The organism is Vibrio sp. RM-69-4 (assembly GCF_024743775.1).
Lineage (GTDB): Bacteria > Pseudomonadota > Gammaproteobacteria > Enterobacterales > Vibrionaceae > Vibrio > Vibrio anguillarum.
In genome coordinates this window covers 207,406-221,440 of sequence record NZ_JAMQXI010000036.1, presented here as the reverse complement: position 1 = coordinate 221,440, position 14,035 = coordinate 207,406, and the positions used below count along the sequence as shown (strand labels likewise).

Below are 14,035 nucleotides of genomic sequence, written 5' to 3'. Positions count from 1 at the left end.
TTTTGTTGATCCTTGCCTCACCTTTGGTAATATCACCTCGTTTTATTTTAAGCTTCAAAATAAAGAAGTCAGAAACGTATTAACTATAATGACGAATGACAACATAGATTGAAATCGTGATTATGAAATTTAAATCAGTATCAGCTATGACACTAAAACAGCGTTACTCTGCTAGCAGAACCGTTGATTAGCAGTTAAGCTGTTCTGGTGAAGAAACTAACAAAAAATAAATCAATTGGGGTATATAACATGTACGAGAAGCAAGTAGAAATCACTGCAGAAAATGGCCTTCACACTCGTCCTGCTGCGCAGTTCGTTAAAGAAGCAAAAGTATTCGATGCAGACATCACAGTGACTTCTAACGGCAAAAGCGCAAGTGCTAAGAGCCTATTCAAACTTCAAACTCTTGGCCTAGTAAAAGGTACCGTTGTGACTATTTCTGCTGAAGGCCCTCAAGCTAAGCAAGCGGTAGATCACCTAGTTGCTCTCATGGACCAACTACATTAATCCGGTCCACTATTTTCAAAGCCATTTTGTGAAAACAAAATGGCTTTGTTGGAAATAGTCTACATCTTGAGCTACTAATTACCGTTAGCGCAATAGTCCACATTCTCCCGTTTACAGTTGACCAATTTAAGGTAACGCTATGATTTCAGGCATCCTAGCATCTCCAGGCATTGCTTTTGGTAAAGCACTGCTACTTCAAGAAGATGAAATTGTCCTAAATACTCACTCTATTTCAGATGACCAAGTAGAAGCAGAAGTTCAGTGTTTTTATGACGCTCGTAATAAATCTTCTGCTCAGCTAGAAGTGATCAAACAAAAAGCACTTGAAACATTTGGTGAAGAAAAAGAAGCCATCTTTGAAGGCCACATCATGTTGCTTGAAGATGAAGAGCTAGAAGAAGAAATTTTAGCACTCATCAAAAATGACAAAATGCATGCAGATAACGCGATCTATACCGTGATCGAAGAGCAGGCTGCTGCCCTAGAATCTCTTGATGATGAATATCTAAAAGAACGCGCGACAGACATCCGCGATATCGGTACGCGCTTTGTTAAAAATGCACTCGGCATCAATATCGTTTCACTGAGTGATATTAACGAACAAGTAATTCTTGTTGCTTATGATTTAACGCCTTCTGAAACTGCACAAATCAATCTTGATTACGTGCTGGGTTTTGCTTGTGATATCGGTGGTCGTACATCTCATACTTCAATCATGGCACGTTCACTTGAGCTTCCAGCGATTGTTGGTACTAACGACATCACTAAGAAAGTAAAGAATGGCGACATGCTTGTTCTTGACGCCATGAACAACAAAATCATCATTAATCCTTCAGAAGCACAGCTTGAAGAAGCGAAAAAAATTCGTGATGATTTTGCTGCGGAAAAAGAAGAGCTCGCAAAACTAAAAGACCTACCTGCTATCACGCTCGATGGCCACCAAGTTGAAGTATGCGGTAACATCGGCACAGTAAAAGACTGCGATGGTATTTTACGCAACGGTGGTGAAGGCGTTGGCTTATATCGTACTGAGTTTTTATTCATGGACCGCAGCGCGCTACCAACTGAAGATGAGCAATACCAAGCTTATAAAGAAGTTGCAGAAGCGATGAGTGGTGAAGCGGTGATTATCCGTACCATGGATATCGGTGGTGATAAAGATCTCCCGTACATGGATCTACCAAAAGAGATGAACCCATTTTTGGGCTGGCGCGCGATTCGCATCAGCTTAGACCGTCGTGACATCTTACGAGATCAGCTTCGTGGCATTCTGCGTGCATCTGCGCATGGTAAACTGCGTATCATGTTCCCGATGATCATCTCTGTAGAAGAAATTCGTGAGCTTAAAAACGCCATTGAAGAATACAAAGCAGAACTTCGCACGGAAGGCTTGGCGTTCGATGAAAATATCGAAATTGGCGTTATGGTTGAAACACCTGCGGCAGCGGCAATTGCGCACCACTTGGCAAAAGAAGTGTCATTCTTCTCTATCGGTACCAATGATTTAACCCAATACACTCTTGCGGTTGACCGTGGTAACGAAATGATTTCACACCTGTATAACCCACTTTCTCCAGCAGTTTTAACCGTCATTAAGCAAGTGATTGATGCTTCACACGCTGAAGGTAAATGGACGGGTATGTGTGGCGAGTTAGCGGGTGATGAACGTGCAACGCTACTTCTACTTGGTATGGGACTCGATGAATTCTCTATGAGTGGTATCTCTATCCCTAAAGTGAAGAAAGTGATCCGTAACTCAAACTTCGCCGAAGTTAAAGCGATGGCAGAAGAAGCACTCTCTTTCCCAACCGCAGCTGAAATCGAAGCTTGTGTGGAAAAATTCATCGCAGAGAAAACGCAATAATTCGCTAATACCAATGAGATAGACGACTAAAAATAGGTCGTCTATTGTTGGCGATTGGTATACTATAATTCGACAGAATAAAATTAAACGTTAGGAGCATGACACAATGGGTCTGTTTGATAAACTTAAGAAGCTAGTATCTGACGACAGCTCAGATGCAGGTGCGATTGAAATTATTGCCCCTCTTTCTGGTGAAATCGTCAATATCGAAGATGTGCCAGATGTTGTTTTCGCTGAGAAAATTGTTGGTGATGGTATTGCGATTAAACCATCAGGCAACAAAATGGTAGCTCCAGTTAACGGCACTATCGGTAAGATTTTCGAAACTAACCATGCGTTTTCAATCGAGTCTGATGACGGTGTTGAGTTATTCGTTCACTTTGGTATCGACACAGTTGAGCTAAAAGGTGAAGGTTTTACTCGTATCGCTCAAGAAGGCCAAGCGGTTAAAGCAGGCGATACTGTTATCGAATTCGACCTAGCGCTTCTTGAAGAGAAAGCAAAATCAACACTAACACCTGTTGTTATCTCTAACATGGACGAAATCAAAGAGCTGAACAAGCTTTCTGGCACCGTCGTTGTTGGTGAAACACCGGTTCTACGTGTAACTAAGTAATTCGTTAAAATTTTTATTACGTAAAAAACGCTGCTGATTTGCAGCGTTTTTTGTTTCTACAAAAACAGCTCAAATCGCACTACAAACCTAACGCGTATTTCAACAGTTTTTCCTTCACTGGGCCTGAATGTTCGGCCAACTTCAATACCGCGTTGCGCACCAACTTTGCTGGCAAAACCTCGTTGCTGAACGTTTTATAAAACAGATCCATTCCTGATTGCATCACTAAGTTATCCGGCCTTCTGCATGTTTCATAATTCCGTAATTGCGCTTGTGTTAAAGCTTCTTGATTTTGTGTCACAGCTAATAACGCTTTTACATCTTTAAACCCTAAATTCACCCCTTGCCCAGCCAGAGGGTTAATCGTGTGTGCTGAATCGCCAACCAAAACACATTGCCGTTTCGCATACGTCTGAGCATGACGACGAGTGAGGGGAAATGCCCCACACTGCAACACGTTAATATCGCCTAGTTCCTCAGGAAAAGAGGTCAACACTTGCTCCCTTAACTGCTGCTTGTTCATCGCACACAATTGGCGAATTCGTTTTGGTGAGTCATACCATACCAAAGAAGCTTGATTACCCGGCAAAGGAAGAAACGAGCGCGGGCCGGATGGAAAAAATTGCTGCCAAGTAATATCTTGCTGAGGTTGATGAGTTTCGACATTGATCAACATGCAATGGTGCCGATAATCCCACGCGGTAATACCAATTCCCGCCAGCTGCCGCACAAGAGAATTTGCACCATCCGCACCAATCACCCAAGTTGCAGTAAGAGTTGCGCCTGACTCTAAAAGCACGCTATTTTGTTGGCCAAACACAATGTGCTTGAGCTTATCAGGACAAAAAACCTGCAAATTCGGATAGTGCACAAATTGCCCCCACAATCCGATCTGAATAAGACGATTTTCGACCATATAACCCAGCTGAGGGAGGCCCAATGCATCGCTATGAAAACGAGTACGGCACTCTGGGTGCTCCCAGGTTTCTAGGCGGCGATAAGGGCAAACACGCATTTGCATAATTTCATCCCATGCGCCTAAGTCAGTAAGTAACTGAACCGAAGTTTGCGAAATGGCTGAAACGCGCAGATCCATTGCTTGGTTTATTGTAAACGCTTCAGGCTCTATACCTTCGACCAGAGCAACCGTGCGACCTTGCTTAGCAAAGCCTATAGCCACTGCCGCCCCAACCATGCCACCGCCAATCACCACCACGTCAAAATTGTTCATTGTTTACACTTAATCGTCTGAGTTTTGAGTCGATTTTCATTGTACGTTTTCAGCTCTTTTTTGCGAATTTTTTTACACAAAAACCCTGCACTTTCTATGGTAAAAATCTAGAGATGACGGAACATGCGAGAGATTTTATTGGATGACTAGTCAGTGACTTTTTAAAGCAGTACAATACGCGGCTTACCGCCGAGATGGCGGCTACAATTTGAGCATTAGTTCAACCAATTTAGACCAATAAGACGAGCGAAAGTGAGATGAGTAAGAAACTGCTAATTAAAACCTGGGGCTGCCAGATGAACGAATACGATTCATCAAAAATGGCCGACCTGCTTAACGCTGCAAACGGCTACGAGCTAACGGAAGAGCCAGAGGAAGCAGATGTATTATTACTTAACACCTGTTCGATCCGAGAAAAAGCACAAGAGAAAGTCTTTCACCAACTGGGTCGTTGGAAAACATTGAAAGATAAAAAACCAGGCGTCGTGATTGGCGTTGGCGGCTGTGTTGCAACCCAAGAAGGTGATCACATCCGTGAACGCGCTCCTTTTGTTGATGTTATTTTTGGCCCGCAAACCCTACACCGCTTGCCAGAAATGATAAAACAATCGCAAACCAACGATGCACCAGTCATGGACATTTCGTTCCCAGAGATTGAAAAATTCGACCGTTTACCAGAACCAAAAGCAGACGGCGCAACCGCATTCGTCTCTATTATGGAAGGGTGTTCAAAATACTGCACTTACTGCGTAGTACCTTACACTCGCGGTGAAGAAGTCAGTCGCCCGATGGATGATGTGTTGTATGAAATCGCGCAACTCGCGGCGCAAGGTGTACGCGAAGTCAATCTTTTAGGACAAAACGTTAACGCATACCGTGGCCCTATGCACGATGGTGAAATCTGTTCATTTGCTAATCTGCTACGTTTAGTCGCCTCCATTGATGGTATTGATCGCATTCGATTCACCACCAGCCACCCACTCGAATTTACCGACGATATTATTGCCGTTTATGAAGACACACCTGAACTGGTGAGTTTCCTGCATCTTCCGGTACAAAGTGGTTCAGACCGAATCTTAACCATGATGAAGCGCCCACACACCGCGATTGAGTACAAATCCATTATTCGCAAACTGCGTAAGGCGCGCCCAGAGATCCAAATTAGTTCTGACTTTATTGTCGGTTTCCCCGGTGAAACAGATAAAGACTTTCAAGATACAATGAAGCTGATTAAAGACGTTGATTTTGATATGAGCTTCAGCTTTATCTTCTCCCCTCGCCCGGGTACACCAGCCGCTGATTACCCATGTGATTTATCAGAAGACGCCAAAAAAGAGCGCTTATATGAACTGCAGCAAACAATCAACGCACAAGCGATGCGTTACTCACGTTTGATGTTAGGTACAGAACAACGCGTATTAGTCGAAGGCCCATCTAAGAAAAATCTAATGGAGCTTCGCGCCCGTACCGAAAATAACCGTGTCGTTAACTTTGAAGGCTCCGCCGATCTGATTGGCCAATTTGTCGATGTGAAAATTGTCGATGTGTTTGCCAACTCACTGCGTGGTGAACTAGTTCGCACTGAACAAGAGATGGATCTTCGCACCGTGATTTCACCAACGCAAATGATGGCGAAAACACGTCGAGAAAATGAGCTAGGGGTAGCCACTTTTACACCTTAGGTTTAAGCATAATGTCATACAGTGCTCGATCATAATCGGGCACTGTACCATGGCAAACTGAGAGGCAACATTGAGCAATAAAATTGTTACGCTAGAGATAGATCTAGAACCTTCAGACAACCGCCGTCTTGCTAGCCTGTGCGGTCCATTCGATGACAACATCAAACAATTAGAACGCCGTCTTGGTGTTGAAATTAATCACCGCAGCCAGTTTTTCACCATAGTCGGTAAACCACACACTGCCGCGACTGCGTTGGATATTATCAAATCTTTGTACGTTAATACCTCACCCATACGTGGTCAAATTCCTGATATCGAACCAGAGCAAATTCATCTAGCCATCAAAGATTCAGGGATCCTTGAGCAGCAGTCTGAATCAAGTATTCAACATGGCAAAGAAGTCTTCATTAAGACCAAAAAAGGGCTGATCAAACCGCGTACGCCTAACCAAGCTCAGTATCTCGTTAACATGGTGACGCACGACATCAGCTTTGGTATTGGCCCTGCAGGGACAGGTAAAACCTACTTAGCCGTTGCCGCTGCAGTTGATGCGCTAGAGCGCCAAGAAGTTCGTCGAATTTTGTTAACACGCCCGGCGGTTGAAGCAGGTGAAAAATTGGGCTTCCTACCCGGTGATTTAAGCCAAAAAGTCGACCCGTACCTACGACCGCTTTATGACGCGTTGTTTGAAATGCTTGGCTTTGAGCGAGTAGAAAAGCTCATTGAACGCAATGTGATTGAAGTTGCGCCACTCGCTTACATGCGCGGACGTACGCTCAACGATGCTTTTATTATTTTAGATGAAAGTCAAAACACTACCGTTGAACAAATGAAAATGTTCCTGACACGGATTGGGTTTAATTCAAGAGCCGTTATTACGGGTGATGTGACACAAATCGATTTGCCGCGTGGCGCTCGTTCAGGTCTTCGCCATGCCATTGAAGTGCTCAATGAAGTTGACGAAATCAGCTTCAACTTCTTTTTGTCTGATGATGTCGTACGTCATCCAGTGGTTGCTCGTATCGTCAACGCTTACGAAAAATGGGAAGCTCAGGACCAAAAAGAGCGTAAAGCTCAAGAGCAACGTCGTCGTGAAGAGCGAGAAGTCAAGCCTGTGGATGTTTATACTGAAGTGAATACAGTAACCGCAACAAAAAACGTTGGTGAATAATGAGTATCGAACTAGATTTACAATTAGCGGTCAAAAATGAGCAAGGGTTACCTACTTTTGATGATATCAGCCATTGGTTAACTCACGCGGTGACCCCATTTCAGGAACAAGCGGAAGTCACTGTGCGAATTGTTGATTCCGAAGAGAGTCAACAGCTCAATCGCGATTATCGAGGAAAAGATAAGCCGACCAACGTGCTATCCTTCCCTTTTGAGATGCCTCCGGGCATAGAGTTGGATTTGCTCGGTGACCTTGTCATTTGCCGCCAAGTGGTGGAACAAGAAGCCGATGAGCAACAAAAACCGTTGATGGCACACTGGGCTCATATGGTTGTACACGGCAGTCTACATCTGCTAGGTTATGATCATATCGATGATGATGAAGCCGAAGAGATGGAATCTCTTGAAACTGAAATTCTGCAAAAAATGGGCTTTGAAGACCCGTATATTGCTGAGAAGGAATAGCTCCAGACAATGAAGCTAGTACCGCTAAAGTCGGTACGATACGTGTGCTATCACACATCTGATAGCGAGGAAAATTAGAGAAACAATGAACGAAGATAACCCCCAGAATTCTGAAGGTCCGAGTAGAAAGTCCTTCTTTGAACGCCTAGGCCAATTATTTCAAGGTGATCCGAGAGATCGCCAAGAGCTTGTGGATGTGATCCGCGACTCTGAAATCAATGACCTTATCGACCATGACACAAGAGATATGCTTGAAGGTGTAATGGAGATTTCTGAGATGCGCGTGCGTGATATTATGATCCCACGCTCACAAATGGTCACTATCGATAAAAACGATGACTTGGATACCTTAATTGCGCTGATCACCGATGCTCAGCACTCACGTTATCCAGTGATCAGTGAAGATAAAGACCATGTTGAAGGCATTCTACTAGCGAAGGACTTACTCAAATATTTAGGTTCAGACAGTGCACCTTTTAACATTTTAGAAGTGATCCGCCCGGCAGTCGTGGTACCAGAAAGTAAACGGGTTGATCGCTTATTGAAGGAGTTCCGAGAGGAGCGTTACCACATGGCGATCGTCGTGGATGAATTCGGCGGCGTGTCTGGCTTAGTGACCATTGAAGATATTTTGGAAGAGATCGTTGGCGACATTGAAGACGAGTTCGATGATGAAGAACAATTGGATATCCGTAAGCTCAGCAAACATACTTTTGCAGTTAAAGCGCTGACCACCATCGAAGAGTTTAACGAAACCTTTGGTACTAAGTTCAGCGATGAAGAAGTGGATACTGTAGGGGGATTGGTGATGACGGCCTTTGGCCACCTGCCAAGCCGTGGCGAAGTTGTAGAGATCGACAAATACAGCTTTAAAGTCACCGCAGCAGATAACCGCCGAGTGGTTCAACTGCAAGTCACTATTCCTGATCTTGAATCACTTCCAGTGATAGCAGAAGAGTGACATAACCCCATTCACATCAGCAGAATGAGATAGATGATTAAAGCACTTTTTCATCGCCTAATGCGGCCGCTTGCGGCCGCTTTTGTTGGCGCATTAACCCCACTCGCTTTTGCTCCTTATCAGTTTTGGCCGCTGGCCATACTCACCCCCATGTTGCTATTGTTGCTCATTAATCAGCAACCAGCTAAAAAAGCAGCATGGATAGGTTACTGCTGGGGCTTAGGTTTTTTTGCTTTTGGCATCAGTTGGGTGCACGTCAGTATTGATACCTTTGGTGGTATGCCAAAAATTGCCAGCCTGTTCCTAATGTCATTGTTGGTCGGTTATTTAGCCCTTTATTCTGGGCTTTTCGCTGGCTTACTCAACCGTTTTTTCCGTCATAACATCATCAGCCATTTTTTATTAGCCACCCCTGCGCTTTGGCTAATTACCGATTGGCTTCGAGGCTGGGTAATGACCGGCTTTCCTTGGTTATGGCTTGGTTATAGCCAAATTGATAGCCCGCTCGCCAGTTTCGCACCACTGGGAGGCGTTGAGCTGGTCACCTTCTTCACGCTCCTCTGTTCTAGCGCTCTAGCCATGACGTGGCTTAAGCGCTCTTGGATACTCGTGCTCATTCCTCTGACCATATTGGCGACGGGGTTTGGACTACGCAATTTCGATTGGGTCACTCCCGATCCCAGCACACAAACTCGCGTCGCACTGATTCAAGGTAATATTAAGCAAGCGGAAAAATGGCTTCCCAATCAGCGCTGGCCAACCATTATGGCCTACACCGATCTCAGTCGAGAAAACTGGGACGCAGATATTATCGTATGGCCAGAAGCGGCGATTCCCGCATTTGAATTCGAGATCCCTTCCTATTTGAGTAACTTAGATTCTGCGGCAAAAATGAACGACAGTGCGATTGTCACAGGCGTGCTCAACCAAAGCCCAGAGCGATCTTTTTACAACAGCATTCTAGTACTTGGCACCAACCCTTATGGCGACTACCGTTATGACTCTGACGCTCGCTACCATAAGCATCATTTATTGCCATTTGGTGAGTTTGTGCCATTTGAAGATTGGCTCAGGCCCATCGCACCCTTTTTCAACTTGCCGATGTCTTCATTTAGCCGTGGTGACTATATTCAACCGAATCTGATTGCCAAGGGTAGACACCTAGCCGCGGCACTGTGCTATGAAATCATCTTCAATGAACAAGTCAGAGCGAATGTCACTGATGAAACAGATTTTATCTTAACCCTCTCTAACGATGCGTGGTTTGGGCATTCAAATGGCCCATTGCAACATATGGAGATTGCTCGGATGAGAGCTTTAGAGCTGGGTAAACCGCTCATTCGTTCAACCAACAATGGTGTCACCGCCGTGACGGATCATAAAGGTAAAATAACGCAGCAGATCCCACAATTTGAAACGGCCGTATTGAAAGCAACCATCACGTCGACCAAAGGAGAGACGCCGTATCACGCTGTCGGCACTTGGCCGCTCTACGCCTGGGTGTTACTCAGTTTGATCGTCGGATGGACAAGACGCCACTCACCTCATTCTTAACCTCAAAAAGGCGCATTTCAGCGCCTTTTTGAGGTTTTCTATCAGCAACACTTAAGGTTTTAATGGCTGACGAGTAAAAGCCGTTTGCCCACATTGAATACAAGGCATAATTTCAGTTGGATGATTATACTGGGTTTTATGCCCACAATGGTCACACACTAACATCCCAAGGCCTATCATCTCCCCCGCTTGATACAAACCTTGTCGTTCTAAATCTTGAAACAATTCCACCCATTCCACTTTTGTTTTATCGGTGATTTCAAAAAGCCCCTGCCAAATTGAATTGGTAATCATCAATGAAAATGGGCTGCTTCTACTCTCTTCAAAACTATCCGCGAATTCTTTGAGATCCGCTTTTACATAGGCAGAAATAAGCGCCAATTCATCTTTGGTGAGATTATTGGCAGCATCAACAACCTTACCTGATGTCTGCAAAACTTGGGACATTTCATCAGGACTATGTTTGAGCGTTTCAATCACGTCATCCACAATCTCTTCGTAACTTGTTTTACGTTTTGGCATCACCCACCTCCATCAAACCAGATTGGCTATTGTTGTGTACCCCTGCTTTAGGTATTCTATGTCGATCTATTAGACTCTGTTCTAACCGAACTCACAAATTCCAAGATAACCGGATATCATCGATGCAAGAGCAATATAACCCGCAAGATATTGAACAAAAAGTTCAACAGCACTGGGATGACAACAAGACCTTTGTTGTAAGTGAAGACCCAAATAAAGAAAAATTCTACTGTCTTTCTATGTTCCCATACCCAAGTGGCCGACTGCACATGGGTCACGTGCGTAACTATACTATCGGTGATGTAGTCTCTCGTTTTCAACGTCTGCAAGGCAAAAACGTTATGCAGCCCATTGGTTGGGACGCATTTGGCCTACCCGCTGAAAATGCGGCTGTAAAAAACAAAACGGCACCAGCGCCTTGGACCTACGAAAACATTCAGTACATGAAAAACCAGTTAAAACTGCTGGGTTTTGGCTACGATTGGAGCCGTGAATTCGCCACTTGCACGCCAGAATATTACCGCTGGGAACAAGAGTTCTTCACTAAGCTGTATCAAAAAGGCTTAGTCTACAAGAAAACCTCTTCCGTTAACTGGTGTCCAAACGACCAAACTGTTCTCGCTAACGAGCAAGTTGAAGATGGCTGCTGCTGGCGTTGTGATACACCAGTAGAACAAAAAGAGATCCCACAATGGTTTATTAAGATCACCGCGTACGCACAAGAACTGTTGGACGATTTAGAGAACTTAGAGGGTTGGCCTGAAATGGTCAAAACCATGCAGCGTAACTGGATTGGTCGCTCAGAAGGCGTAGAGCTCAAGTTTGGTGTCAACGGTCATTCAGATCTCGACGTCTATACCACTCGCCCTGATACCTTGATGGGTGTCACTTATGTGGGCATTGCGGCTGGTCATCCATTAGCGACCATTGCAGCGCAAAATAACCCTGCTTTAGCTTCTTTTATTGACGAATGTAAGAACACTAAAGTTGCAGAAGCTGAACTGGCGACCATGGAAAAGAAAGGCATGGATACAGGCTTAACGGCCATTCATCCTTTAAATGGTCGTGAAGTGCCTATTTATATCGCCAACTTTGTGCTGATGGATTACGGTACAGGCGCGGTGATGGCCGTACCTGCTCATGACCAACGTGATTTTGAGTTCGCCACCAAATATGGCCTAGACATCATTCCAGTCATCAAACCAGAAGATGGCTCTGAAGTCGATGTGTCTAGCGCTGCGTACACTGAAAAAGGAGTCCTGTTTGGTTCTGGCGAATTTGATGGTTTAGCCTTCCAAGCAGCATTTGATGCTATTGCAGCCAAGCTGGAGGCTGAAGGTAAAGGCAAGAAAACCGTTAATTTCCGTCTACGTGACTGGGGGGTTTCTCGCCAACGTTACTGGGGCGCGCCGATTCCTATGGTGACCACTGAAGATGGCCAAGTTCACCCAGTGCCAATTGATCAACTGCCCGTCATTCTACCAGAAGATGTTGTGATGGATGGTGTAACTAGCCCAATCAAAGCCGACAAAGAGTGGGCCAAAACCACCTTTAATGGCGAGCCTGCACTACGTGAAACCGATACCTTCGATACGTTTATGGAGTCGTCTTGGTATTACGCTCGTTACTGTTCACCACAAGCGGACGATATTTTAGACCCAGCGAAGGCAAACTACTGGTTACCAGTAGACCAATACATCGGTGGTATTGAGCATGCTTGTATGCACCTGCTCTACTCACGCTTCTTCCATAAGCTATTGCGTGATGCAGGCTATGTCACTTCAGATGAACCTTTCAAGCAACTACTTTGCCAAGGCATGGTATTGGCAGATGCGTTCTACCACACGAACGAGAAAGGCACCAAAGAGTGGGTAGCGCCAACTGACGTAAAAGTGGAACGCGACGGTAAAGGCCGCATCACTCAAGCCGTAGACAACCAAGGCCGCAACGTTGAGCACTCAGGCATGATCAAAATGTCTAAGTCGAAAAACAACGGTATCGACCCGCAAGAGATGGTTGATAAGTATGGCGCCGATACGGTTCGTCTATTCATGATGTTTGCCTCTCCGGCTGACATGACGCTTGAATGGCAAGAGTCTGGTGTAGAAGGTGCTAACCGCTTCCTAAAACGCGTCTGGAAACTGGTTGCAGAACATAGCGCTAAAGGTGTGGCTGAAGCGGTAGATAGCGCCTCTCTTACTGGTGAACAAAAAGCGCTGCGTCGTGATGTGCATAAAACCATCGCCAAAGTGACTGACGATATTGCACGCCGCCAGACGTTCAATACCGCCATTGCTGCGATTATGGAGTTGATGAATAAACTCACTAAAGCGTCACAAGAATCCGTGCAAGATCGGGCCATTCTCGACGAGGCTTTAAAAGCGGTTGTCAGCATGCTTTACCCAATCACTCCTCATATCAGCTTTGAACTGTGGAATGCACTGGGTGAGAGTGATGTAGATAATACCGTGTGGCCGACCTACGACGAATCCGCCCTAGTGGAAGATGAAAAACTGATCGTCCTACAAGTTAACGGAAAACTTCGTGGTAAGCTGACCGTAGCCGCTGATGCAAGTAAAGATCAGGTTGAAGCACTCGGTTTAGCGGACGAGAATGTCATGAAATTTACGGATGGCTTAACCGTTCGTAAAGTTATCTATGTACCAGGTAAGTTACTGAACATCGTTGCGAACTAATATCGCAGCCTAATGTCGTAATAACTGGTTTATCAACAGGGTAGCTCGCTGCCCTGTTGATTTATCTTAGCGTTCTTACCCACAGAGCTATAGAGCGCTAAGATAAGTCACCTAAATATATGAGACCTTAACCCCAATGCGCCAAATTTCGTCTTACTCTCTGAAATTATCGTTAATTGTTATTATGAGCAGCCTACTCTCAGCTTGCGGCTTTCATCTTCGTGGCGATTACTCCGTTCCTGAAGAGCTCAATCGAGTCTCTGTCACCAGCTACGACCAATACAGTACCTTCACTCGTATGGTAAAAAATCAATTACGAATGAGTGACATTGAGATTGTTTCCCCCTCAGAGACGGTGCCAAACATCTATCTAATAAGCGAGAGTGTTGGTGAACGGACACTCTCGCTTTATCAAAATACTCGTGCTGCTGAATTGGAATTGACGTTCAACGCCTCCTATAGCGTCACCCTACCTGAAGTGGGGATAAAAACGTTTTCAACCAGTGTGACTCGTAGCTATCTTGATAACCCATTAACTGCTCTCGCTAAATCGGTAGAGCGAGACATGATTGAAGATGAGATGCGCAAACTAGCCGCAACTCAAATTTTACGCCAAATGGCACGTCTAAAAGCCGATATTGCAGCGAATGAACATCAACTTGAACAACAAGAAAATGAACAGCAGCGAACAGACCAGCAGGCCTATGAGATAAACACCGTGGAAAGTGAACCGTCACAATTCACGGCTCCTGCGACAAACTAAAGGC

At 45.0% G+C, this 14,035-nt stretch carries 12 protein-coding genes; 10 read left to right on the top strand and 2 right to left on the bottom strand.

Features of this window, described 5'->3' with window-relative positions:
- Nucleotides 1-249: 249 nt before the first annotated feature.
- The 3 genes from NB504_RS05330 to crr all read left to right on the top strand — a co-directional run bounded on the left by NB504_RS05330 (nucleotide 250) and on the right by crr (nucleotide 2,987).
- Nucleotides 250-507 (top strand): HPr family phosphocarrier protein, encoded by a 258-nt coding sequence (locus NB504_RS05330; protein WP_026027491.1) that lies wholly within the window; start codon nucleotides 250-252, stop codon nucleotides 505-507.
- Nucleotides 508-646: 139 nt separating this feature from the next.
- On the top strand, nucleotides 647-2,371 hold the full coding sequence (gene ptsI / locus NB504_RS05325) for a phosphoenolpyruvate-protein phosphotransferase PtsI (RefSeq protein WP_017049488.1): 1,725 nt from the start codon (nucleotides 647-649) through the stop codon (nucleotides 2,369-2,371).
- A gap of 106 nt (nucleotides 2,372-2,477) precedes the next feature.
- Nucleotides 2,478-2,987, top strand: a complete 510-nt coding sequence (crr, locus tag NB504_RS05320; RefSeq protein ID WP_010317358.1) for a PTS glucose transporter subunit IIA — start codon at nucleotides 2,478-2,480, stop codon at nucleotides 2,985-2,987.
- Between the two features lie 79 nt (nucleotides 2,988-3,066).
- Here crr and NB504_RS05315 read toward each other — a convergent pair whose 3' ends face one another.
- Nucleotides 3,067-4,218 (bottom strand): 2-octaprenyl-3-methyl-6-methoxy-1,4-benzoquinol hydroxylase, encoded by a 1,152-nt coding sequence (locus NB504_RS05315; protein ID WP_258428423.1) that lies wholly within the window; start codon nucleotides 4,216-4,218, stop codon nucleotides 3,067-3,069.
- Nucleotides 4,219-4,475: 257 nt separating this feature from the next.
- Between NB504_RS05315 and miaB the strand changes: the two genes are divergently transcribed.
- The 5 genes from miaB (at nucleotide 4,476) to lnt (ending at nucleotide 10,050) form a co-directional block, all read left to right on the top strand.
- On the top strand, nucleotides 4,476-5,900 hold the full coding sequence (gene miaB / locus NB504_RS05310) for a tRNA (N6-isopentenyl adenosine(37)-C2)-methylthiotransferase MiaB (RefSeq protein WP_013857327.1): 1,425 nt from the start codon (nucleotides 4,476-4,478) through the stop codon (nucleotides 5,898-5,900).
- A gap of 70 nt (nucleotides 5,901-5,970) precedes the next feature.
- Nucleotides 5,971-7,071, top strand: a complete 1,101-nt coding sequence (locus tag NB504_RS05305; protein ID WP_258428422.1) for a PhoH family protein — start codon at nucleotides 5,971-5,973, stop codon at nucleotides 7,069-7,071.
- Nucleotides 7,071-7,535, top strand: a complete 465-nt coding sequence (ybeY, locus tag NB504_RS05300; protein ID WP_013857329.1) for an rRNA maturation RNase YbeY — start codon at nucleotides 7,071-7,073, stop codon at nucleotides 7,533-7,535. Before NB504_RS05305 ends, ybeY begins: the two co-directional genes overlap by 1 nt.
- Nucleotides 7,536-7,620: 85 nt before the next feature.
- A complete protein-coding gene (gene corC, locus NB504_RS05295; protein WP_010317353.1) occupies nucleotides 7,621-8,496 on the top strand; it encodes a CNNM family magnesium/cobalt transport protein CorC in 876 nt (291 codons plus the stop codon).
- A 33-nt stretch (nucleotides 8,497-8,529) separates the two neighbouring features.
- Nucleotides 8,530-10,050, top strand: coding sequence for an apolipoprotein N-acyltransferase (gene lnt / locus NB504_RS05290; RefSeq protein WP_258428421.1), 1,521 nt, complete (start codon nucleotides 8,530-8,532; stop codon nucleotides 10,048-10,050).
- 51 nt (nucleotides 10,051-10,101) lie between these two features.
- On the opposite strand, the gene NB504_RS05285 is transcribed toward lnt, so the two are convergent.
- A complete protein-coding gene (locus tag NB504_RS05285) occupies nucleotides 10,102-10,572 on the bottom strand; it encodes a zinc ribbon-containing protein (RefSeq protein ID WP_029388304.1) in 471 nt (156 codons plus the stop codon).
- Between the two features lie 122 nt (nucleotides 10,573-10,694).
- On the opposite strand from NB504_RS05285, the gene leuS reads away from it, so the two are divergent.
- Both leuS and lptE read left to right on the top strand, forming a co-directional pair.
- Entirely contained in the window at nucleotides 10,695-13,268 is a 2,574-nt protein-coding gene (gene leuS / locus NB504_RS05280) for a leucine--tRNA ligase (protein WP_026028474.1), read from the top strand.
- A 136-nt stretch (nucleotides 13,269-13,404) separates the two neighbouring features.
- Complete coding sequence (lptE, locus tag NB504_RS05275; protein WP_064624756.1) at nucleotides 13,405-14,031, top strand: LPS assembly lipoprotein LptE; 627 nt, start codon at nucleotides 13,405-13,407, stop codon at nucleotides 14,029-14,031.
- The last annotated feature ends 4 nt before the right edge of the window (nucleotides 14,032-14,035 follow it).

What these genes read in the sequence shown, in the direction of transcription:
- lnt (WP_258428421.1), top strand. Translation starts at nt 8,530, where the DNA reads ATGATTAAAGCACTTTTTCATCGCCTAATGCGGCCGCTTGCGGCCGCT.
- NB504_RS05330 (WP_026027491.1), top strand. Translation starts at nt 250, where the DNA reads ATGTACGAGAAGCAAGTAGAAATCACTGCAGAAAATGGCCTTCACACT.
- NB504_RS05285 (WP_029388304.1), bottom strand. Translation starts at nt 10,572, where the DNA reads ATGCCAAAACGTAAAACAAGTTACGAAGAGATTGTGGATGACGTGATT.
- corC (WP_010317353.1), top strand. Translation starts at nt 7,621, where the DNA reads ATGAACGAAGATAACCCCCAGAATTCTGAAGGTCCGAGTAGAAAGTCC.
- crr (WP_010317358.1), top strand. Translation starts at nt 2,478, where the DNA reads ATGGGTCTGTTTGATAAACTTAAGAAGCTAGTATCTGACGACAGCTCA.
- miaB (WP_013857327.1), top strand. Translation starts at nt 4,476, where the DNA reads ATGAGTAAGAAACTGCTAATTAAAACCTGGGGCTGCCAGATGAACGAA.
- leuS (WP_026028474.1), top strand. Translation starts at nt 10,695, where the DNA reads ATGCAAGAGCAATATAACCCGCAAGATATTGAACAAAAAGTTCAACAG.
- NB504_RS05315 (WP_258428423.1), bottom strand. Translation starts at nt 4,218, where the DNA reads ATGAACAATTTTGACGTGGTGGTGATTGGCGGTGGCATGGTTGGGGCG.
- ybeY (WP_013857329.1), top strand. Translation starts at nt 7,071, where the DNA reads ATGAGTATCGAACTAGATTTACAATTAGCGGTCAAAAATGAGCAAGGG.
- lptE (WP_064624756.1), top strand. Translation starts at nt 13,405, where the DNA reads ATGCGCCAAATTTCGTCTTACTCTCTGAAATTATCGTTAATTGTTATT.
- ptsI (WP_017049488.1), top strand. Translation starts at nt 647, where the DNA reads ATGATTTCAGGCATCCTAGCATCTCCAGGCATTGCTTTTGGTAAAGCA.